The following is a 19069-nucleotide window of genomic DNA, read 5'->3' on the forward strand; positions in this document are numbered from 1 at the left end:
CAAGCCGATCGACGTCCGCGTGGCCCACCACTTCGTCGTCCGCGGCGGACTCATCGTCCGCTTCGAACAGTTCGTCGACACCGCTCTCGTCCGCGACGCCATGAGCCCCTGAGGGCGGCTCGTCCGTTCGGGACGGGCTCTGTTCCGGCCCGTCCCGTCGGTGTCCTGGCAGGATGACGTCATGGAACGTGTGCTTGGAATCGGCGGTTACTTCCTGCGGGCCACCGACCCCGCGGCCCTGAGCGCCTGGTACCGCGACTGCCTGGGGCTGGAGGCCGACGAGAACGGTCTGTGGCGTCCGGAGGCCGGTCCCACGGTGTTCGCGGCGTTCGAGGCCGGGACCGACTACTTCGGGTCCCGCACCCAGCAGACCATGCTCAACTTCCGGGTCCGCGACCTGGACGCGATGCTCGCCCAGCTGCGCGAGCGGGGAGCGGACGTGGCCGAGGCGACCCAGGACATGGAGGGCGTCGGCCGCTTCGGCTGGATCACCGACCCCGAGGGCAACCGGATCGAACTGTGGCAGCCCGCCTGACCTTGCGCCGGCGCCCGCCCCCCCCCCACTCGTCCTTACTCGTCCTTACTCGTCCTTACTCGTCGTCCGGGAACTCCCCCGCGAAGGCGTCCGCCATGCGCAGCCAAGGGGTCGCCTCGCTCTCGCGGCCCTGGCGTTGCAGGGTGCGGCCGAGCATCAGGTGGGCGTAGTGCTCCACCGGGTCGCGTTCGACGATCAGCCGCAACTGGTCCTCCGCGCGCTTGAGTTGGGCGGAGTGGTAGTAGGCGCGGGCCAGCAGCAGGCGCGGGCCGGTCTGCTCCGGGGCCTCCTCGACGACGGCCGGGAGCAGCTTCGCAGCCGCGCTGTAGTCCCGCGCGTCGAACAGGAGTCGGGCCCGCTCCCAGCGCTCCGCCGTGCTCTCCTCGCGGGCTCCGCCGGGGCCGTTGTCGAAGAGGTGCAGCGCGCTGGCCCAGCGGTCGGGGGCGACCCCGTCGCTCGCCGGGTAGGCGTTGAGGTTGTCGGTCATGGTTCCTCCCTCACCGAGAGCTCTGCCGTCTCCATTTGTTGACGCTTCAATCACCCCCTCGCAACACGCCCCCTCGACCGGCTATTCCGCGCCCCTCCCCCGCACGCTCACCGCCACACTCCGCACCTCACCCACCGATCGGCGGCACCGTCCCCGTCCTCGCCAGCTCCCGGTACCACAGCGCGCTGTCCTTGAGCGTGCGCCGCTGGGTGTCGTAGTCCACGTGGACGATGCCGAAGCGCTTCGAATAGCCGTACCCCCACTCGAAGTTGTCCATCAGCGACCACACGAAGTACCCCCGCAGATCGACCCCCGCGGCCAGCGCCCGGTGCGCCGCCGTGACGTGCCGGTGGAGGTAGTCGACCCGCTCGGGGTCGTGGACCGCGTGGGTGCCGTCGGGGCCGACGGTGACCCGGTCCTCGAAGGCCGCCCCGTTCTCGGTGATGACCAGCGGCTGGTCCGGGAACCGGGTGTGCAGGTCCAGGAGCAGTTCTTCGAGGCCGTCCGGGTCGATGTTCCAGCCCATGGCCGTGTGCGGGCCCTCCTGCGCGACGAACTCGACCTGGGGCGAGCCGGGCCAGGGCGAACCGCCCATGTCCTTGTGACCGTCGTTGTTCTGCCGTTCCGTCCCGCCGTCCCAAAGGCGGACCCGGGTGGTGGCGTAGTAGTTGACGCCGAGCAGGTCCAGCGGCTGGTGGATCCGGGCGAGGTCGCCGTCCCGCACGAACGACCAGTCGGTGATCCCGGCGGTGTCCTCGATGAGGTCCTTGGGGTAGTGGCCGCGCAGCAGGGGCTCGGTGAAGGCACGGTTGGCGAGGGCGTCGATACGGCGTACGGCCTCGTCGGCGCCGTCGCCCTCGCCGCGCAGGACATGGAAGTTCAGGGTGATCGAGTACTGCGGGTCGTTGGTGGTGACCGCCCTGAGCTGTTCGACCGCCAGCCCGTGGGCGAGGTTGAGGTGGTGGACCGCGGTCAGCGCCTCGGCACCGTCGGTGCGGCCGGGGGCGTGGGCGCCCGAGCCGTAGCCGAGGTAGGCGGAGCACCACGGTTCGTTCAGCGTGGTCCAGATCGCGACCCGGTCGCCGAGGGCCTCCCCGGCGATACGGGCGTACTCGGCGAAGGCCTCGGCGGTCGCCCGGTTCGTCCAGCCCCCCTCGTCCTCCAGGGCCTGGGGCAGGTCCCAGTGGTAGAGGGTCGCGACCGGGACGATGTTCCGCGCCAGCAGGCCGTCGACCAGGCGGCTGTAGAAGTCCAGCCCCTTGGGGTTGGCCGGGCCGCGGCCGGTGGGCTGGATGCGCGGCCAGGCCAGGGAGAACCGGTACGCCTTCAGGCCCAGCGACGCCATGAGGTCGAGGTCCGCTTCGAGGCGGTGGTAGTGGTCGGCGGCCACGTCGCCGGTGTCGCCGTTCCACGTCTTGCCCGGCGTGTGGGAGTAGGTGTCCCAGATGGAGGGACCGCGTCCGTCCTCGGTGGCGGCGCCCTCTATCTGGTAGGAGGCGGTCGCGGAGCCGATGAGGAAGTGGTCGGGGAAGGACGGGGACTGGTCTGTCGGCATGCGGGATCCCTTCGGGGACGCTGAGGACTGCGGCCGGGATCCACGGTGATGTTAACGTTAACAAGCTGTCAAGGTCTCACCCGAAGAATCCCGCTCCCCTTCTTGCGCTCCGGAGTTCGCCCCGTGCCGACCTTCTCCAACCCCGTTCTCCCGGGCAGCCGTCCGGACCCCTCGATCTGCCGGGTCGGGGCGGACTACTACCTGGTCACGTCGGCGTTCGCGTACTTCCCCGGGCTGCCCGTCCACCACAGCCGTGACCTGGTGGACTGGACACCGCTCGGTCACGTCGTCGACCGTCCGTCACAGGTGTCACTGACCGGGCTGGACGTCTCGGACGGCCTGTGGGCCGCCACGATCCGCCATCACGAGGGCACCTTCTACGTGGTCGTGACCCTTGCGCGGGGCCGCCGGGGCAGCACCACACACCTCTTCACGGCCTCGGACCCGGCCGGCCCGTGGTCGGACCCGGTCGCCCTGGACGCCGAGGGCATCGACCCGTCGCTCTTCTTCGACGACGACGGCCGCTGCTGGTTCACCGCCTGCCGCGACGCCGCCGAGCCGGAGGAGACAGGTCCGGGCGAGCTGTGGATGCGCGAACTCGACCTGCACAGGCAGGAGTTGACCGGTCCCACGTACGCTCTCTGGTACGGCGCGGTACGGGGCGCGTGGGTGGAGGCACCGCACCTGTACAAGCGGGACGGGGTGTACCACCTGATCGCCGCGGAGGGCGGCACCGAACACCATCACGCCGTCACGGCGGCCCGCGCCGAGTCCGTCACCGGCCCCTACACCACCGATCCCAGAAGCCCGTTGCTCACCCACCGCCACCGCGGGGCGGCCGAACCGGTCCACAACGTCGGCCATGCCGACCTCGTCGACACCCCGGCCGGTGAGACATGGGCCGTGGTCCTGGGGACACGACCGACCGACGGCACCCACACCCTCGGCCGCGAGGTGTTCCTCGTCCCCGTCGAATGGACCGACAGGGGCCCGGTGTTCGCGCCGGAGACGGGCCGCGTGGGTCTGTCGGAGCGACTGCCCGCGGGGGTCGCCGCACCCCCGGCCCCGGACGGGCGCCCGGTGCGGGACGACTTCGCGGGTCCCGCGCTGGGCCCCGAGTGGACCGGCCTACGGGGGCCGACCGACCACCTCGTGTTCCCGCTTCCCGGCGAGGGCGGGCTGTCGATCCGCCTCTCCCCCGAGCCCCTCAGCTCGACCGGGACGCCCGCGTTCGTCGCCCGCCCTCAACAGCACCTGCGGATGCGGGCCGCCGCCCTCGTCCGTCTGACCGCGCCCGCGCCCGGGCAGGAAGCGGGACTGGTCGTCTTCCAGAACGAGCGCCGGCACGCCACCCTCGCCCTCACCGTCGACGGCGACGGCACCCGGCAGGCCGTCCTGACCGCCGTGGACGCGGGCATCTCCACCCGCCTCGGGGCCGTGCCGGTCACCGGGACCGAGGTCGTCCTGGCCGTGGACGGCGACGAGGCCGCCTACGCCTTCCACGTCGAGGACGGCGCCCGGTCGACCGTGGGCAGCATCGAGCGGCCCTTCTTCAGCACGGAACGGGCCGGTGGTTTCGTGGGCGTCCACCTCGGCCTCTACGGCACCTCGGGCACGGGTGAAGGGGAGGCGCACGTGCGGTGGTTCGAGTACGTCCCCGACCGTGACTGAGGCACCGGCGGGGTGAGCCTCAGGAGTGCGCGCGGGGTGCGGCCGTGCTGTTCCGTACGACGAGTTCCGGGGTGAGCCTCCGGCGCTGCGCGGGCTCCCCGCCCAGCATCCGCACCAGTTGCTCGATGGCACTGCGGCCGAGACGGGCGAAGTCCTGGCGGACCGTGGTCAGGGCGGGCACCAGGAAGTCGGCGCCCTTCATGTCGTCGAAGCCGACGAGGGACACGTCCCGCGGCACTCTGACGCCCCGCTCGGCGAAGGCCGCCAGCACGCCCATGGCCATCAGGTCGTTCCCGGCGAAGACCGCGGTGGGCGGGCCGGCGTCGGCGTCGCAGAGCCGATGGGCGAGGCGGAAGCCGCTCTCGGCGCTGAAGTCGCCCTCCAGCAGGACTCCTTCGGCACCGGCGGCGGCGAGTTCGGCCCGCCAGCCCTCGACGCGGGCCCGGGCGTCGAAGGTGCGCAGCGCGCCCGTCAGATGGGCGATGTCCCGGTGTCCCAGTTCGAGGAGGTGGCGGGTTGCGAGGCGGGCGCCGAGTTCCTGGTCCACCTCGACGAAGCTCAGGTCGGGGTGGGACCCGCCGCCGAACATCACCACCGCCACCGGCACCTCGAAGGAGAGGCCCGACAGCGCCTCCACCGCGACCGGCCGGTCGGTGACGACCGCGATCGCCTCCACCGACTGGTCGGTGAGCCGCTGGAGCGTCTCGACGAGGTCGCCCGTGGTGCTCTCGCCCTGCCTGCTGGCCAGACTCACCCAGTAGCCGGCCGTCTTGGCGGCGGTCTCCACGCCGAGGAGGATGCGCGGCAGCTCGAAGAGGTCCGACCCGACGATCACCACCCCGATCGTGGAGGAGCGGCGGCTCTTGAGGGCCCTGGCGACGCTGTTGCGGCGGTAGCCCAGCTTCTGGATGGCCGCCTCGACGCGGGTGCGGGTCTCCGGGCGGACCGAGGGGTGGCCGTTGACGACACGGGAGACGGTGATGTGCGAGACGCCGGCCTCGCGGGCCACGTCCATCATGCCTGGCGGCCGGTCCATGTCACTCGTCCTCTGCCCTCGACCCCCGCGGGCGGCCCCGCGCCCGCCGCCGATCCTGCCACAGGGCGCGGAGCGGGGCCGTGGGCGGCGGGCAACGGGCGGCGGGCGAGGGCGGCGGGCGGCGGGCGGCGGGCGGCGGGCGGCGGGCGGCGGTCTACGGTCCGCGGTCGGCGGTCCGCGGGCGGCGGCCAGGGCTTGTATCGAAGGCGGCGTCGCGGCCCCGGCGGGCGGCCGCGCGGCACCCGGTGCCCGCCCTCGGCGTGCCGCCCGGGCCCTCGCCCCGGGCCCCCGCCCCGGGCCCGTCTCGGGCTTCCCGCGGAAGGACGAGGGGGCGCTTCCCCGTTCTCGCGGCGCTGGGGAGCGGGCTGGGCGCGTGGCGGGCACCCCGTTCGCCACGGGCGCCGAGCCCCGGGTCAGGACCCGTACCGCGGTGTCCACTGGGTCGTCGCGATCGCTTCGCGCAGCTGTTCCTCGTCGGCCTCGGGGGCGACACCGTCCTCGACGGCCGTCAGGGCCACGGCGAGCGCGATGTCCCGGGCCGCGTCCCGCATGCTCGCCAGCGGCGGCAGCAGCGGGGTGGCGCCGTCGGTGCCCGCCCGGACCGCGCAGTCGCCCAGGGCACGGGCCGCCGCGACCATCATGCGGTCGGTGACCCGGGTGGCCCGGCTCGCGGTCACCGCGAGGCCGACGGCGGGGAAGACGTACACGTTGTTGGCCTGCGCGACCGGGACCTCGCGGCCGTCCACCTTCAGCGGCGGGAAGGGCGATCCCGCGGCGATCAGGGCCCGGCCGTCGGTCCAGCGGGCGAGGTCGGCGGGGTCGGCCTCGGCGTTCGAGGTCGGGTTGGACAGCGGCAGGATCACCGGCCGGTCGCAGGAGTCGGCCATCGTCCGCACGATGTCCTCGGTGAAGGCGCCGTGTGCCGTGGACAGCCCGATCAGCACCGTCGGCTCCACCTCGCGGACGACCCGGGCGAGGTCGGGGGTGTCCCCGCCCCACTGCCGTACCTCCTCGTCGTCGCGGGCGTAGGTCCGCTGCTCGGGGGTGAGGTCGGTGCGGGAGCGCACCAGGGGGCCGTCGATGTCGACGAACCAGAACCGGTCGGCCGCCTCCTGTTCGGACAGGCCCTCCTCCACCAGCGCGGCGCGGATCATGTCGGCGACGCCGATCGCCGCGGAGCCCGCGCCGAGGACGACGATGCGGTGATCGGTGAGGGCGGTCCCGGCGACCTTGGTGGCGGTGGTCAGCGCGCCCAGGGCCACGGCGGCGGTGCCCTGGATGTCGTCGTTGAAGGTGAGCAGGCGGTCCTGGTAGCGGGTGAGGATCGGGCGGGCGTGGGCGGTCGCGAAGTCCTCCCACTGGAGCAGGGTCCCGGGCAGTTCGGCCTCCACGGCGGAGACGAACGCCTCGATCATCTCGTCGTACTCCTCGCCGGTCACCCGGTGCTGCCGGCGGCCCAGGTAGTGCTCGTTGGCCAGCAGCTCCTCGTTGTCGGTGCCGACGTCGAGGAGGATCGGGAGGGTGCGGGCGGGGCGGATGCCGCCGATGGCGGTGTAGAGGCTGAGCTTGCCGATGGGGATGCCCATGCCGCCGACGCCCTGGTCGCCGAGGCCGAGGATGCGCTGCCCGTCGGTGACGACGATGACGTCGACCTCGCCGCCGGGCCGGTTGCGCAGGATCTCGCGGAAGCGGTGCCGGTCCTCGTAGGTCAGGAACAGTCCGCGGGGCCTGCGGTAGATCTCGCTGAACCTGCGGCAGGCCTCACCGACCGTGGGGGTGTAGACGACCGGCAGCATCTCCTCCAGGTGCCGGGTGAGCAGGTGGTAGAAGAGCACCTCGTTGGTGTCCTGGAGCTGGCGCAGGTAGATGTGCCGGTGGAGCGGCTTGTCGTAGCCGAGGAACGCGTGGTACGCCCGGTCGGCCTGCTCGTCGAGGGTCTCGGTCGCCGGTGGCAGCAAGCCGTCCAGGCCGAGTGCGGCCCGCTCGTCGGCGGTGAAGGCGGTGCCCTTGTTGAGGAGGGGATCGGCGAGCAGGGCCGCTCCGCGGACCTGGGGGGTGTGGGGTGCCATGACGTTCCTCGGGTCGACGGTTCCGGACCAGCTACTCCTGTGCCCCGTCGACCCGTGTCCGAATCAGCCGCCCCGTCCGGGTGTACGGCGGTTTCAGGCGTCGTCGGCCGTGTGCACCCGCCGTCCCTCGACGAAGGTCTCGAGGACCCGGGTGGCGGCGATCTCCTCGGGCGGGCCCGCGAACGGATCCCGGTCGAGTACGACGAGGTCGGCCGACTTTCCGACGGTGATGCTGCCGGTGATGTCGTCGAGGTGGTTCACGTGGGCGCTGCCCGCCGTGTACGCGGCGAGGGCGGTGCCGAGGTCGAGGCGCTGGCCGGGGAGGAACTCCGGGGTGCCCTCGGGGGCGCCCGGGGAGACGCGGTTGACGGCGACGTGGATGGCCTGGAAGGGGTCGGGGCTGCTGACCGGCCAGTCGCTGCCGGCGGCGAGGGTGGCGCCGGCCCGCAGCAGGTCGCCGAAGGGGTACTGGCGTGCGCCGCGTTCCGCGCCCAGGAAGGGCAGGGTCAGTTCGTCCATCTGGGGTTCGTGGGCGGCCCACAGCATCTGGAGGTTGGCGCTCGCGCCCAGGGCACGGAAGCGGGGGACGTCGTGCGGGTGCACGACCTGGAGGTGGGCCAGGTGGTGGCGGGTGTCCCGCCATCCGTTGGCCGTGCGGGCGGACTCCACGGCGTCGAGGGCCTCGCGCACCGCGCGGTCGCCGAGCGCGTGGAAGTGGACCTGGAAGCCGGAGGCGTCGAGTTCGGTGACGTACTTCTTCAGCTCGCCGGGTTCGACGAAGCTGATGCCGCTGTTGTCGGAGGAGCAGCCGCAGCCGGTCAGATAGGGGGTGAGCATCGCGGCGGTGTGGTTCTCCGCGATGCCGTCCTGCATGACCTTCACGGTGCAGGACCGGAACCGGTCCCGGTGCAACTGCTCGCGGCGGGCGAGGAGTTCGGGGATCTGCTCGGCGCCACGCTCGCGGTCCCACCACAGGGCGCCGACCACTCGGGCGGTGAGCAGGCCCTGGTCGAGGGCGGCCAGGTAACTGGGCGCCGGATCGGCCATGTTGGCGTACGCGCCCACGATGGCGTCCTGCCAGGCGGTGACTCCGTACGAGTGCAGTACGGCCTGCGCCCGCAGCAGCGCGGCGAGTTGGTCCTCGGGAGTCGGGTCCGGGACCAGCTTGCCCACCAGGTGGACGGCGCCCTCCTGGAGCATTCCGGTGGGGTTGCCGTCGGCGTCGCGTTCGATGCGGCCGTCGGCGGGGTCGGGGGTACGGGCGTCGATGCCGGCGCGCTCCAGGGCGCGGCTGTTGACCCAGGCGCCGTGGTGGTCGCGGTTGGGCAGGAAGACGGGGCGGTCGGGGACGATCGCGTCGAGGGCCTCGGCGGTGGGGGCGCCGCCGGGGAACGCCTCCAGGGACCAGCCGCCGCCGGTGATCCACTCGACGTCCGGGTTCCGGTCGGCGTACTCCCTGATCCGGCGCAGGTACTCGGCGGGGTCGACGGTGTCGGCGAGGTGGCACAGGCCGAGTTCGAGTCCGGCGCCCTGCGGGTGGACGTGTGCGTCCTGGAAGCCGGGGAGCAGCAACTTGCCTTTCAGGTCCACGACTTCGGTGCGCGGGCCGATCAGCTCGCGCACCTCGTCATGGCCGACGGCGACGATCCGCCCGTCGCGTACGGCCACGGAGGTGGCGCGGCTGCGGGCGGGATCGACGGTGTGCACGGGACCGCCGGTCAGGACGAGGTCCGCGGTGGGTGACATGGGTGTGGCTCCAGTGGGGGTCAGACCGCCGTGCGGTCCATCGGCAGGGTCAGTGCGTCGGCGTCGGTGCCGCGCCCGGTGGTGAAGTACGGGGAGTGGCGCGCGTACTTGGCGACCGCGGCCATGCCGAGGCCGGCCAGGACGATCGCGGCGGGCAGCGAGAACATGAACCAGCCGTTGTCCGGGCTGAGGGCGAAGTGGTCGCTCATGGTCAGGTACGAGTAGGCGAGGTAGCCGCCGAGGCCCAGCAGGATCAGGCCGGACACCGCGGGCACGCCGACGGCGAGCAGTGCCTCCCGGGCGCCCTCGTGGCGGGCGGCGCGGAAGCGGACGGCGCAGGCGAGCGCGGTGAGACCGTAGTAGAGGGCGACGATCAGGCCGATGGCGTTGACGGCGGCCAGCAGCATGTCGCTGAGCTTGGGGATGGCGACGGCGAGCAGGGCGATCACCGCGGCGATGGCCATCACGACGGCGGTACCGGCGGCGGGGGTGCCGTAGCGGGGGTGGATGCGGGTCCACAGCGGTCCCATGGTGCGGTCGCGGCTCATGGCGAACAGTCCGCGGGCGGTGGGGATCAGGGTGGCCTGCACGGAGGCGACGGCGGAGAACATCAGCGCGACCACGGGCAGCGTGGCCCAGGGTTCGGAGGCCAGCTTCTCGCCGAGGTACGGGAGGGCCTGGGGGCCGTTCTTCACGAGTTCGGCGAGGCTCATCTCGCGCTGGAAGGCGACCGAGGCGAAGAGGAACAGGCCGAGCATGGCGAACAGGGCGATGAGGCCGCCGCGGGCCGCCTCGCCGGGGCTCCTGGTCTCCTCGTTGACGCTGAAGGCCGCGTCCCAGCCCCAGAAGAAGAACACCGCGAGGACCATGCCCTGGGCGAAGGTCTTGCCGCTGGAGATCTCCAGGGGGTTGAACCAGGAGAGCGAGAAGGCGTGGTCGCCGGTGATCAGGGCCCAGCCGCAGAACGCCAGCAGGACCGCGTACTCGAAGACCAGGAGGGCGAACTGGAAGCGGGTGGCGGCCCGGATGCCGGTGACGGCGAGGACGGTCAGGCCGACGAGGATCACCAGGCCGACCGCCGTGGTGACACCGGTGGACGTCGGGTCCAGGGCGATGCCGGCGACGCTGTGCAGGCCCGCCTTGTTGGCGAAGATCAGCACCACCGAGCCCATGATCGCGCTGGTGTAGGCGCAGAAGATGATCGAGCCGACCAGGGTGACCCAGCCGGTCAGGAAGCCGGGCCAGGGGCCGAGGGATCTGCCGACCCAGACGTAGCCGTTGCCCATATTGGGCTCGGAGCGGTTGAGGCGGGCGTAGGCGGTGGCGATGCCGAGCACCGGCAGGAAGGCCAGGAGCAGCAGGGCCGGGGCCTGGAGGCCCACGATGGTCGCGATCGTGCCCATGCCGATGGCGATGCTGGTGGTGGCCGCGGTGCTGGAGGCGGCGAGGGCTACGCCGTCGACGACGCCCAGGGAACGGCGCAGCGCGGTTCCGGGCGGGGAGGACACGGGCGGTGCTGACGACATGGAGGGCTCCTCGGGGACGGGAGACGTCGGGGACGGGAGACGGAGGAAGAGCCGCGCGGTGAGGAGATGGAACCGCCGGCGTCCACATTCGGTCAACCCTGTTGACGTAAGGAGGCCGGGGGCCGTTCACTGTGCGGGCCGCGTCGAGAGGAGTCCCGCCCATGACCACCCGTGTCCCGCCGGAGCGCCGGCGTCGGCGGCCCACCCGTTCCGGAGTCCTGCTGTCCGAGGAGCTGATCGTGCAGACCGCGCTGCGGCTGATCGGCGAGCACGGCCCCGAGGCACTGAGCGTGCGCAGGCTCGGTGCGGCGCTCGGCTGCGACCCGACCGCGCTGTACCGCTACTTCCACGACACCGACGACCTGGTCCTCGCCATCGCCGACCGGATCATCGGCGACGCGATGGAGGGCTTCGCGCCCGGGGACGACTGGGTGGCCTCACTGCGCCAGATGGCCCTGCGGGTCCGCGCCGGATACCTCGCCCATCCGCGCGCCGCCGCGCTGGCCGCGCACCGGGTGACCCGGCGCAGGAACGAGATCCGGGCGGTGGACATGGGCATCGGCCTGCTGCTGACCGCGGGCTTCGAACCGTCCGCCGCCGCCCGGCTCTACCTCGCCTTCATCGACACGGTGCTCAGCCACGCGGCGGCGGAAGCGGCCTTCAAGGCACTCCCCCGCCCGCAGCGGGAGGCCGACCAGCGGGCCTGGCGGAACGTCTACCAGGACCTCGACCCGTCGACGTACCCGGCACTCACCGCCGTCCGCCAGGAGCTGCCGGGGATGGCGGACGGCTCGTTCGAGGAGGCGGTGGAACTGCTCCTCGAGGCGTTGGCGGCGCGGGCGTCGCGGAACGGCGCTGCGGGTGGGGTGGGGGCGGTGGGCGGCTGAGGCCTTCCAGGGGGGGGCTCGCGGGTTGAGCGGCTGGAGTGTGGTGGGGGCGTCCCGGCCAACCGGACCTCACAGGCAACTCGCCGTGGCAGGAGGCGTGTTGGGAGAAAGGCCCACCACAGGGCCTCGACAGGGTGCTGTACGGCGGGAACAGGGGGCGCGAATGCGCGGTACGCCCCATGATCACCGCACCCCTGGGACATCTCCGCAGGAGCATCACACAGGCTGCACACCGCCTTTCGAAAGCGTCGCTACTTTTACCTCGGCTCGATCCCCCGTGCGAACGAGACCGGCCACGGCCACTGGGCCGATGGTGCAGTCGACTCAGGAAGACCAGATGGACTACTGCTCCTCGTGCCGTCGGCATCTCAACGGCGCCCTGGCGTGTCCCGGATGCGGCGCCTACGCCCCCGACATCGCTCCCCCCGCCCACGTTTACGCGACGACGGGCACGGCGGCAACGGCCTGGGACGAAGCACCCACCTGGCACGACGCGGGCCACCACGAGGAGCCCGCCGCGACCGACCTCGGCCCCGCCTCCGAGGACGTGTCCGACGCGCCAGTGGTCACGGAGGGCCGGGCGGCCCGGCGGCGCCAGCGGGTCCGCTGGAAGAAGAACCAGCGCAAGGCCGTCGTCGCGACCGCGGTCGCCCTCGTCGGTGGCGGCCTGACCGTCTCCGCGATGAACCAGGGGTCCGGCACCCGCGCCCAGGCGGCCACCGCGCCGGACAACCGGGCCATGGGAGTCTCGGAACTGCCCACCTCGGACGACTCCGTCAACGGCACGACCGCGGGCGACGCGCATCGGTCCACCTCGGGCACACCCGCCACGACGATCGCCAAGCACCGGCGCACGACCGACTCGGCGTCCACCACGGGCGGTTCCTCCGTCCGCACGGACTCCGTCGGCTCGCCCACGCCCACGGCGAGGACCGCGGCGCGCTCGCAGTCGCAGTCACAGTCCACGGTCTCCACGTCGGCGGCCGTCGGCGCCGACAGCGGTAGCGGCACGACCGGCGCGTCCGGTTCGACGACGGCGCAGACGCCGTCGTCCACGGCGCCGACCGGTTCGACCTCCACGAGCACGGGCACGTCGACGACCACCACGGGGTCGAGCACCGACACCGGCACGAGTTCCGGCACCACGCAGACGTCGGGTTCGTCGAACTCCTCGTCGTCGGCGACCGATCCGGCGGGACTGTGCGTGCTCAACCTGCTCTGCATCAGCTGAACACCGGCCGCCCGGGTCCGGTCCCCGGGCGGCACGCCGGGGCGTCCTACTTCACCGGCGGGAGTTCCTCCAACGGGGCGACGGTGCGGCCGCCGCGTATCACGGGAAGGCCCCGCACCAGACGGTCGATCATGTGCTCGTAGCGCAGACGCTTCTCGGCGAGGTGGACGTCGTCGCCGGGGTCCTCTCCGTCGGTGCCGAGGACCTCGGGCACCAGCAGTTCGGAGAGGCCCGCGTGCGGGGCGGGGTCCTCGACGGCCACGCCATGGTCGGCCAGATCGAGATGATCGGGGACCAGGGCCCGTCCTCGCAGCCGGCCGCCGACCTCGGGCACGAACTCGTCCCGGAGGATCGCCAGCGCGGCGCGCAAGTCACCACGGACGTCGACGAGTTGGTCGGTGGAGTTGCCGACGAAGGTCTCGACTCGGATGTCCCCCTGGACGAGAACGTGCGACGAACCGCCGAGGACGAGGTTGGCCGCCTTCAGATCACCGAGCACGATCAGCGACGGGCTGCCGTACTCCAGGTTGAGGATGTTGCCGTCGACGTCGAGGTCGCCGTCGATGACGTATCCGGTGACCGCGCCGTCGATGCCCTCGTACTCGGGCCGCCCGCCCGCGTCGATCCAGGGGTTCTGGTGCCGGTACTGGTGATCGTCCAGCCAGAGGGAGCCGGGCAGTGCCGCGGGCCCGGGATGCAGGATGTACTCCTCTTCGTCCAGGCTGCCGTAGGTCTCCGCCGGGAAGCCGCGGCGTTCGAACAGCGCGACTGTCTCCGCCCAGGTCTGGTAGATCGTCTCCATGGTCGGCACAGTAGACGCCCGCACTGACATCGCCGGAGCAGGGGTGACCGTCGGGCGCAGTCCGTGACGTAGCTCTACTGGGCGCCGGTGCCGTGCAACAGGTCCAGGAGGTGTGGCCAGGCGGCGGCTCCGAGGAGGGCGTCGGCTTCGGGGGTGCCGCCGTAGCGGAACTGCGAAGACGCCGGCGCGGGGCCCTCGCCGGGCAGTCGCGGACGGTGGCCGGCGTCGGGGCGGGCGATCAGGCGCACGGTCGCACCAGCCGCGCGACGGCGTGCGGCGAGCCGTTCAGCGAAGGGCAGGGACGGCCACATCGCGTCGTCGCCGCCCGCGACGAGCAGCAGTTCGGCCCGTGCGCGCTCCACGGGGATGTCCGCCGCGGCGAGCCTGTCGGCGTGGGTCCGCTCGCTGAGTTCGTACCATCCGCGAATGGCGACGGGGTCGCCGTCGGGCTCGGCCGGCGTCCAGGAGTCGTCCAACGGCACGAAGGGCAACGGCTGTCGGCGCCAGGTCCAGGAGGACCGGTAGGGGTGCGTCGCTCCGTCCGGGCCCGGGCCGACGTTGCACCAGACGCGGGAGGTGGGCGACAGAGCCACGGCCACGTCCACGCGCGGGTCGTGCACCGCTGTGAGCAGAGCCGCCTCGGCGCCCTTGGACGTACCCAGAATGCCGACCCGCTCCGCGCCGTTCGCCCGGAGGAGGTCGACGGCGGTGGTGAAGGTCTCCAGGGGGATCTCGCAGATCCCGGGAGACTGGCCCGGCCCGCCGAACCAGCGGATCGACAGTGCGGTCACGCCCTGCCGGGCCAGGAGCCGGACGCGATCGCGCTCCACCCGGCCACTGGAGCCCGCCAGGACCAGAGCGCCGGCGCGGCCTCTGCGGGGCGCGGGGGCGGCCAGGATCCCTTGCCAGGGCTCCGTGAGGTCACGCTCGATGACGTCCGTTGCGTGCGTGGTCACGATGGGTCTCCCGCGTCCCGGTAGGTACGCCTTGACGCTACACGGGTGACCATCCCTTGACGCATGCCGATATAGGCATACGATGACGTCATGGCACGAGCGGCGACGACCTCGGACGCGTTCAACGCGATAGCCGAACCGCAGCGGCGGGACATCCTGGTGCTGCTGCGGGGCGGTGAGCGGCCGGTGACCGAGCTGGCGCGAGACCTGGGGATGACCCAGCCGCAGGCGTCCAAGCATCTGCGGGTGTTGCGGGAGGTCGGACTGGTGAAGGTGCGTGAGGCCGGCAAGCAGCGGCTGTACGGCCTGGACGCCCGCGGGTTGCGGCCGATCCACGAGTGGGTGGGTGGCTTCGAGCGGTTCTGGAACGAGAGCTTCGACCGACTGGACGACTACGTGCGGGAGTTGAAGCAGGCAGGACAGGAAGGACCGGACCATGGCGACGACGAGCAGTGACGGTGAGTCCGCGACCGCGGACCGCGAAATCCTGATCTCCCGGGAGATCGACGCCCCACGGGAGCTGGTGTTCGAGGCGTTCACACAGGTCCGGCACCTGTCGCGCTGGTGGGGACCCGAGGGGTTCACGACCACGACGCGGTCCTTCGAGTTCCGCGTGGGCGGTGCGTGGGACTTCGTGATGCACGGGCCGGACGGCACCGACTACCAGGAGTGGATCACCTGGCGGGAGATCGTCCCGCCGCAGCGGATCGCGCTGCTGCACGGCGAGTCCCCCACGGACCCCGACGCGTTCGAGTCCTTCCTGACCTTCGAGTCCACCGGTGAGCGGACCCGGATCGCGATGCGGACCGTGTTCCCGACCAGGGAACTCCGCGACCAGGCGGTGGAGAAGTACCACGCGGTGGAGGGCGGCGAGCAGACCTTGAGCCACCTGGCCGCCTACGTCGCCGGCCTTCGCCACGGAACGGAGAGCTGATGTCCGGGAAGGTGTTCTTCAGCGTGACGATGTCGCTGGACGGCTTCATGGCGCCCGAGGACGTGCCCGCCGAGGTCGTCTTCACGCCCGAGGGCCGCGACGACCCGAGGGCCCGGCGCTGGCTGGCGAAGTGGTCGGAGCTCCAGGCGTGGGTGTTCCCGCTGCGGTGGTTCCGGGAGAGCCTCGGCTTCGGCGAGGGCGGCGAGGAGGGCCTCGACAACGACTTCGCTCGGGAGATCTACGAGCGCACCGGTGCGAGCGTCATGGGCCGGCGCATGTTCGACGCCGGCGAGCTGTCCTGGCCGGAGGAGGCGCCGTTCCACACGCCGGTGTTCGTCCTCACCCACAGCGGCCGTGACCCGTGGGAGCGGCCGGGCGGCACCACCTTCCACTTCGTCCAGGACGGCGTCGAGAGCGCCCTGCTCCAGGCCCGCGAGGCGGCCGGCGACCGGGACGTGCGCATCTCCGGGGGCGCCGAGACGATTCAGCAGTACCTGGACCGTGGCCTGATCGACGAGTTCTCGATCACCCTCACCCCCGTGCTTCTCGGCGCCGGCATCCGCCTCTTCGACCACATCGACGCGGACCGCCTGACGCTCACCCAGTCCCGCGCGGACGCGTCGTCCCGGGTGACCCACCTGACGTACACCGTCGCGAAGCGGTAGCCCCGGGACCGAGCGGTCCCGGGGCAGGTGGACTGTTCTTTCAGCACAGACCGCTCACACGAACGCGCTCTGGCCGGTGATCGACTTGCCCACGATCAGGGTGTTCATCTCGCGCGTGCCCTCGAAGGAGTAGATCGCCTCGGCGTCGGCGAAGAAGCGCGGGATGTCGTGGTCCAGGAGGATGCCGTTGCCTCCGAAGATCTCGCGGCTCCAGCCGACGACCTCCCGCATCCGCGAGGTGACGAACGCCTTGGCCAGCGAGGACTGTTCGTCGCGGAAGATGCCGGCGTCCTGGAGACGGGCGAGCTGCACGAGCATGCCCCAGGACGCGGTGATGTTGCCGAGGCTCTTGACCAGGAGGTCCTGGACGAGCTGGAAGCCTCCGATGGGGCGACCGAACTGCTTCCGCTCCCGGGCGTAGTCCAGGGCGAGTTCGTAGGCGCCGACCATGACACCGAGGGCCTGCCAGGCGACACCCGCGCGGGTCGCGCGCAGGATCTCGGCGACGTCGCGGAAGGAGTCGATGTTCTGAAGGCGGTTGGCCTCCGGTACCCGGACGTCGGTCAGGGTGATCTCGCCGTTCTCGACGATGCGGAAGGCAAGCTTGTTCTCGATCTTCTTCGGGTCGAAGCCGGGCATGTCCTTCTCGACGACGAAGCCCTTGACGTGGTTGTCGTCCTCGTCGCGTGCCCAGACCACGACGTAGTCGGCGAAGGTGGCGTTGCCGATCCACTTCTTGGCGCCGTTGAGCACCCAGGTGTCGCCCTCGCGCCGGGCGGTGGTGCGCATGCCGCCCGCGACGTCGGAGCCGCCGAGGGGCTCGGTCATCGCGAACGCGCCGATCCTGTCCATCGCCGCCATCGCCGGCAGCCAGCGGTCGCGCTGCTCCTGGTCGCCTCCTGAGTAGATGGAGTACATGGCCAGGCCGTTGTGGACGCCGAAGAAGGTGGACACCGAGGCGTCGGTACGGGCCATCTCCATGGCCATGGTGCCGCTGAGCAGGTTGCTGACGGCGGGGCGGTGCTCGCCGTAGCCCTCGTAGGGGAGGCCGGCGAGGCCGCTCTCGCGGAACAGGCCGATGAGCTCCGTCGGGAACTCGCCCTTGGCCCAGTTCTCGTTGACCAGCGGCTTGACCTGGTCGCGCATGAGGTCGCGGGCCCTGAGGAGGAGCTTGCGCTCGTCGTCGGACAGCAGGGTCTCGTAGGCGTAGAAGTCCGCGACCAGCTGGTCCTGGAGCGGTTCGTGGGTGGTGGTCATCTCAGTTCTCCTCCTTGTCCGCGCTGTCCAGGGCTGCGAGGACAGCGAGTTGCCTGCGGTCGCGCGTCTCGGCGAGTTCCGAGTACGTGGAGGAGCCGTAGGCCTTCTCGACGGCGCGGATGAGCCGTTCCTGTTCGTCTTCCTGCTGCGCGGGGGTGCCGAGTTGCGCGCCCGTCCGCTGCATGGACCTGCCGATGTGCTCGACCAGGTGCCGGTAGCCGCCGGGGCCGCCGCCCAGGTGCGCGCCGAGGAACGGCCCGACCGTGGCCCAGCGCAGGCCCAGCGAGTTGGTCATGACCTTGTCGAGGTCCTCGGGGGTCACGACCCCCTCCTGGACGAGGTACGCGGCCTCGCGGCTGAGCGCGTTCTGGAGGCGGTTGCCGACGAAGCCGGGGATCTCCTTGCGCTCGACGACCGGGGTGCGGCCGACCGAGGTGTAGAAGTCCACCGCCGCCCGGACGGCCTGCTCGCCACTGCGCTCGCCGGGCACGACCTCCACGAGCGGGATCAGGTGCGGCGGGTTGAAGGGGTGGCCGATCAGGACCCGGGCGGCGTCCTCGTCGGAGAGTTCTTGTGTGAACGCGCTCGACGGGATCGCCGACGAGGAGCTGAGCAGCAGCGCGTCGGCGGGCGCCTCGCGTGCCAGCGTGGCGAACAGCTCCTTCTTGAACTCGACGCGCTCGGGGCCGTTCTCCTGAACGACGTCCACGTCCCGGACCGCTTCGGTCACCTCGGGAGCGAGGCGGACGCGGTCGGCGAGGCCGGTGACGTCCAGGCCGCGGGCGGCCAGGTGCGGGGTGTACCGGGCCAGGGCCTCGTCCACGGCCTCGGCGAGGTCGGGGCGCGGGTCGCTGACCCGCACGGTCAGTCCGTGGGCCGCGAACAGCGCTGTCCAGGACAGTCCGATGGTGCCGGCGCCGATGACGGCGGCCGTACGAAAGGGACGACGGAAGGGGCGGGTCATGAGGAAGCGCCTCCCTTCAGGTAGTCGTGGACCGGCTCGACGCCCGCGAGCGTCAGGTCGGTGAGGATGTGGCTCGCGGAGACGACCTCCAGGACCGGAAGGTCGGCCAGCGGGGCGAGCGCGTGCTGGAAGAGCTGGAGCCGGGCGGGGCCGGTCCAGGCGCCCTTGACGGTGAGGTCGGTGATGCGGGTGCGGACGAGTTCCTGGACGCGCGGCAGACCGTCGTAGCCGGGGATCGTCTTGAGCATGAAGGTCGGCACGGTGATCTGCGCCTCGGCCTCGGCCCGGTCCAGTTCGTGGTGCTTGTAGCCCATGGTCGCGGTGGCGACCCGCAGGCTGCCGTGGTCGAGGGTGCCGACGACAGCGCCGGAGTCGACGTACAGCGACGGTGAGCCGATGACCTTCGGGTAGGCGGCGACCTCGCGGCCGGAGGCGGTGGCCGGGAAGTTGTCGAGGTACATGGCGTGCAGGTACTCGCCCCGCTCGCCCCCGAACCGGACCGGGATCGCCTGGCCGGCCTCCGTGTAGGGGCCGTAGCCGCTGACGTCGCCCATCTTCATGACCTCGAACCGGACCAACGGCTCGTCGATCCGCAGGGGTTCGGGGGCGACGGCCCGCAGGGCGTCGGGATCGGTGCGGTAGACGATGTTGAGGTACTCGCGGTCGGTGAACCGCGGGACCATCGGCGGGTACGCCGGGCTGCTCAGGGGCGTGGTCAGGCGCTGTCGTACGTCCTGGGTCCGCATGC

The 19069-nt window shown here is 71.9% G+C and carries 18 protein-coding genes and 1 pseudogene; 8 read left to right on the forward strand and 11 right to left on the reverse strand.

All coding sequences use genetic code 11. From position 1 onward, the window contains the following. A pseudogene (locus AQJ54_RS46665) lies at positions 1-112 on the forward strand (nuclear transport factor 2 family protein); the annotation flags it as partial. Between the two features lie 69 nt (positions 113-181). Beyond that, positions 182-535, forward strand: coding sequence for a VOC family protein (locus AQJ54_RS12685; RefSeq protein WP_062237152.1), 354 nt, complete (start codon positions 182-184; stop codon positions 533-535). 55 nt (positions 536-590) lie between these two features. On the opposite strand, the gene AQJ54_RS12690 is transcribed toward AQJ54_RS12685, so the two are convergent. Next, entirely contained in the window at positions 591-1022 is a 432-nt protein-coding gene (locus AQJ54_RS12690; protein WP_062029710.1) for a tetratricopeptide repeat protein, read from the reverse strand. A gap of 127 nt (positions 1023-1149) precedes the next feature. Beyond that, positions 1150-2577: a GH1 family beta-glucosidase gene (locus AQJ54_RS12695; protein ID WP_062029708.1), complete on the reverse strand. Its 1428-nt coding sequence runs from the start codon at positions 2575-2577 to the stop codon at positions 1150-1152. 123 nt (positions 2578-2700) lie between these two features. Between AQJ54_RS12695 and AQJ54_RS12700 the strand changes: the two genes are divergently transcribed. Then, complete coding sequence (locus tag AQJ54_RS12700) at positions 2701-4248, forward strand: glycoside hydrolase family 43 protein (RefSeq protein ID WP_062237154.1); 1548 nt, start codon at positions 2701-2703, stop codon at positions 4246-4248. 19 nt (positions 4249-4267) lie between these two features. Here AQJ54_RS12700 and AQJ54_RS12705 read toward each other — a convergent pair whose 3' ends face one another. The 4 genes from AQJ54_RS12705 to AQJ54_RS12720 all read right to left on the reverse strand — a co-directional run bounded on the left by AQJ54_RS12705 (position 4268) and on the right by AQJ54_RS12720 (position 10625). Further along, complete coding sequence (locus tag AQJ54_RS12705; protein ID WP_062237156.1) at positions 4268-5284, reverse strand: LacI family DNA-binding transcriptional regulator; 1017 nt, start codon at positions 5282-5284, stop codon at positions 4268-4270. A 413-nt stretch (positions 5285-5697) separates the two neighbouring features. Then, positions 5698-7353 carry an NAD-dependent malic enzyme gene (locus tag AQJ54_RS12710; protein WP_062237158.1) on the reverse strand — a complete coding sequence of 552 codons (1656 nt, stop codon included), beginning with the start codon at positions 7351-7353 and terminating at the stop codon, positions 5698-5700. 93 nt (positions 7354-7446) lie between these two features. Then, a complete protein-coding gene (locus AQJ54_RS12715; RefSeq protein WP_062237160.1) occupies positions 7447-9099 on the reverse strand; it encodes an amidohydrolase in 1653 nt (550 codons plus the stop codon). A 20-nt stretch (positions 9100-9119) separates the two neighbouring features. Then, entirely contained in the window at positions 9120-10625 is a 1506-nt protein-coding gene (locus tag AQJ54_RS12720; RefSeq protein WP_062237162.1) for an APC family permease, read from the reverse strand. Between the two features lie 161 nt (positions 10626-10786). Here AQJ54_RS12720 and AQJ54_RS12725 point away from each other — a divergent pair, with 161 nt between their 5' ends. Next, positions 10787-11512: a TetR/AcrR family transcriptional regulator gene (locus AQJ54_RS12725; RefSeq protein ID WP_062029696.1), complete on the forward strand. Its 726-nt coding sequence runs from the start codon at positions 10787-10789 to the stop codon at positions 11510-11512. A gap of 310 nt (positions 11513-11822) precedes the next feature. Beyond that, positions 11823-12743, forward strand: coding sequence for an SCO2400 family protein (locus AQJ54_RS12730; RefSeq protein WP_159055518.1), 921 nt, complete (start codon positions 11823-11825; stop codon positions 12741-12743). A gap of 46 nt (positions 12744-12789) precedes the next feature. Here the strand turns inward: AQJ54_RS12730 and AQJ54_RS12735 are convergent, their stop codons facing one another. Together AQJ54_RS12735 and AQJ54_RS12740 are read right to left on the reverse strand one after the other, a co-directional pair. Next, complete coding sequence (locus AQJ54_RS12735) at positions 12790-13545, reverse strand: hypothetical protein (protein WP_062237166.1); 756 nt, start codon at positions 13543-13545, stop codon at positions 12790-12792. Positions 13546-13619: 74 nt separating this feature from the next. Next, positions 13620-14501: an acyl-CoA thioester hydrolase/BAAT C-terminal domain-containing protein gene (locus tag AQJ54_RS12740; RefSeq protein ID WP_062237168.1), complete on the reverse strand. Its 882-nt coding sequence runs from the start codon at positions 14499-14501 to the stop codon at positions 13620-13622. Between the two features lie 90 nt (positions 14502-14591). Between AQJ54_RS12740 and AQJ54_RS12745 the strand changes: the two genes are divergently transcribed. The 3 genes from AQJ54_RS12745 to AQJ54_RS12755 are packed head-to-tail and all read left to right on the forward strand — an operon-like array spanning position 14592 to position 16100. Then, positions 14592-14957 carry an ArsR/SmtB family transcription factor gene (locus AQJ54_RS12745; protein ID WP_062029691.1) on the forward strand — a complete coding sequence of 122 codons (366 nt, stop codon included), beginning with the start codon at positions 14592-14594 and terminating at the stop codon, positions 14955-14957. Further along, entirely contained in the window at positions 14938-15435 is a 498-nt protein-coding gene (locus tag AQJ54_RS12750) for an SRPBCC family protein (RefSeq protein WP_062029689.1), read from the forward strand. Before AQJ54_RS12745 ends, AQJ54_RS12750 begins: the two co-directional genes overlap by 20 nt. Beyond that, a complete protein-coding gene (locus AQJ54_RS12755) occupies positions 15435-16100 on the forward strand; it encodes a dihydrofolate reductase family protein (RefSeq protein WP_062029688.1) in 666 nt (221 codons plus the stop codon). The genes AQJ54_RS12750 and AQJ54_RS12755 overlap by 1 nt, the downstream gene beginning before the upstream one ends. Before the next feature lie 54 nt (positions 16101-16154). Here the strand turns inward: AQJ54_RS12755 and AQJ54_RS12760 are convergent, their stop codons facing one another. The 3 genes from AQJ54_RS12760 to AQJ54_RS12770 are packed head-to-tail and all read right to left on the reverse strand — an operon-like array spanning position 16155 to position 19067. Continuing rightward, a complete protein-coding gene (locus tag AQJ54_RS12760) occupies positions 16155-17357 on the reverse strand; it encodes an acyl-CoA dehydrogenase family protein (protein ID WP_062237169.1) in 1203 nt (400 codons plus the stop codon). Between the two features lies 1 nt (position 17358). After that, on the reverse strand, positions 17359-18321 hold the full coding sequence (locus tag AQJ54_RS12765) for a 3-hydroxyacyl-CoA dehydrogenase NAD-binding domain-containing protein (protein WP_062237171.1): 963 nt from the start codon (positions 18319-18321) through the stop codon (positions 17359-17361). Further along, entirely contained in the window at positions 18318-19067 is a 750-nt protein-coding gene (locus AQJ54_RS12770) for an acetoacetate decarboxylase (RefSeq protein ID WP_062237173.1), read from the reverse strand. The genes AQJ54_RS12765 and AQJ54_RS12770 overlap by 4 nt, the downstream gene beginning before the upstream one ends. Positions 19068-19069 lie beyond the last annotated feature (2 nt).

It is taken from the genome of Streptomyces griseorubiginosus (assembly GCF_001514195.1).
Classification (GTDB): Bacteria; Actinomycetota; Actinomycetes; order Streptomycetales; family Streptomycetaceae; genus Streptomyces; species Streptomyces griseorubiginosus.

Bases quoted from the DNA above. Each gene is read 5' to 3' on its own strand.
- AQJ54_RS12710 (WP_062237158.1), bottom strand. From the start codon at position 7,353: ATGGCACCCCACACCCCCCAGGTCCGCGGAGCGGCCCTGCTCGCCGAT.
- AQJ54_RS12725 (WP_062029696.1), top strand. From the start codon at position 10,787: ATGACCACCCGTGTCCCGCCGGAGCGCCGGCGTCGGCGGCCCACCCGT.
- AQJ54_RS12755 (WP_062029688.1), top strand. From the start codon at position 15,435: ATGTCCGGGAAGGTGTTCTTCAGCGTGACGATGTCGCTGGACGGCTTC.
- AQJ54_RS12690 (WP_062029710.1), bottom strand. From the start codon at position 1,022: ATGACCGACAACCTCAACGCCTACCCGGCGAGCGACGGGGTCGCCCCC.
- AQJ54_RS12730 (WP_159055518.1), top strand. From the start codon at position 11,823: ATGGTGCAGTCGACTCAGGAAGACCAGATGGACTACTGCTCCTCGTGC.
- AQJ54_RS12760 (WP_062237169.1), bottom strand. From the start codon at position 17,357: ATGACCACCACCCACGAACCGCTCCAGGACCAGCTGGTCGCGGACTTC.
- AQJ54_RS12720 (WP_062237162.1), bottom strand. From the start codon at position 10,625: ATGTCGTCAGCACCGCCCGTGTCCTCCCCGCCCGGAACCGCGCTGCGC.
- AQJ54_RS12770 (WP_062237173.1), bottom strand. From the start codon at position 19,067: ATGCGGACCCAGGACGTACGACAGCGCCTGACCACGCCCCTGAGCAGC.
- AQJ54_RS12685 (WP_062237152.1), top strand. From the start codon at position 182: ATGGAACGTGTGCTTGGAATCGGCGGTTACTTCCTGCGGGCCACCGAC.
- AQJ54_RS12695 (WP_062029708.1), bottom strand. From the start codon at position 2,577: ATGCCGACAGACCAGTCCCCGTCCTTCCCCGACCACTTCCTCATCGGC.
- AQJ54_RS12765 (WP_062237171.1), bottom strand. From the start codon at position 18,321: ATGACCCGCCCCTTCCGTCGTCCCTTTCGTACGGCCGCCGTCATCGGC.
- AQJ54_RS12705 (WP_062237156.1), bottom strand. From the start codon at position 5,284: ATGGACCGGCCGCCAGGCATGATGGACGTGGCCCGCGAGGCCGGCGTC.
- AQJ54_RS12745 (WP_062029691.1), top strand. From the start codon at position 14,592: ATGGCACGAGCGGCGACGACCTCGGACGCGTTCAACGCGATAGCCGAA.
- AQJ54_RS12715 (WP_062237160.1), bottom strand. From the start codon at position 9,099: ATGTCACCCACCGCGGACCTCGTCCTGACCGGCGGTCCCGTGCACACC.
- AQJ54_RS12750 (WP_062029689.1), top strand. From the start codon at position 14,938: ATGGCGACGACGAGCAGTGACGGTGAGTCCGCGACCGCGGACCGCGAA.
- AQJ54_RS12735 (WP_062237166.1), bottom strand. From the start codon at position 13,545: ATGGAGACGATCTACCAGACCTGGGCGGAGACAGTCGCGCTGTTCGAA.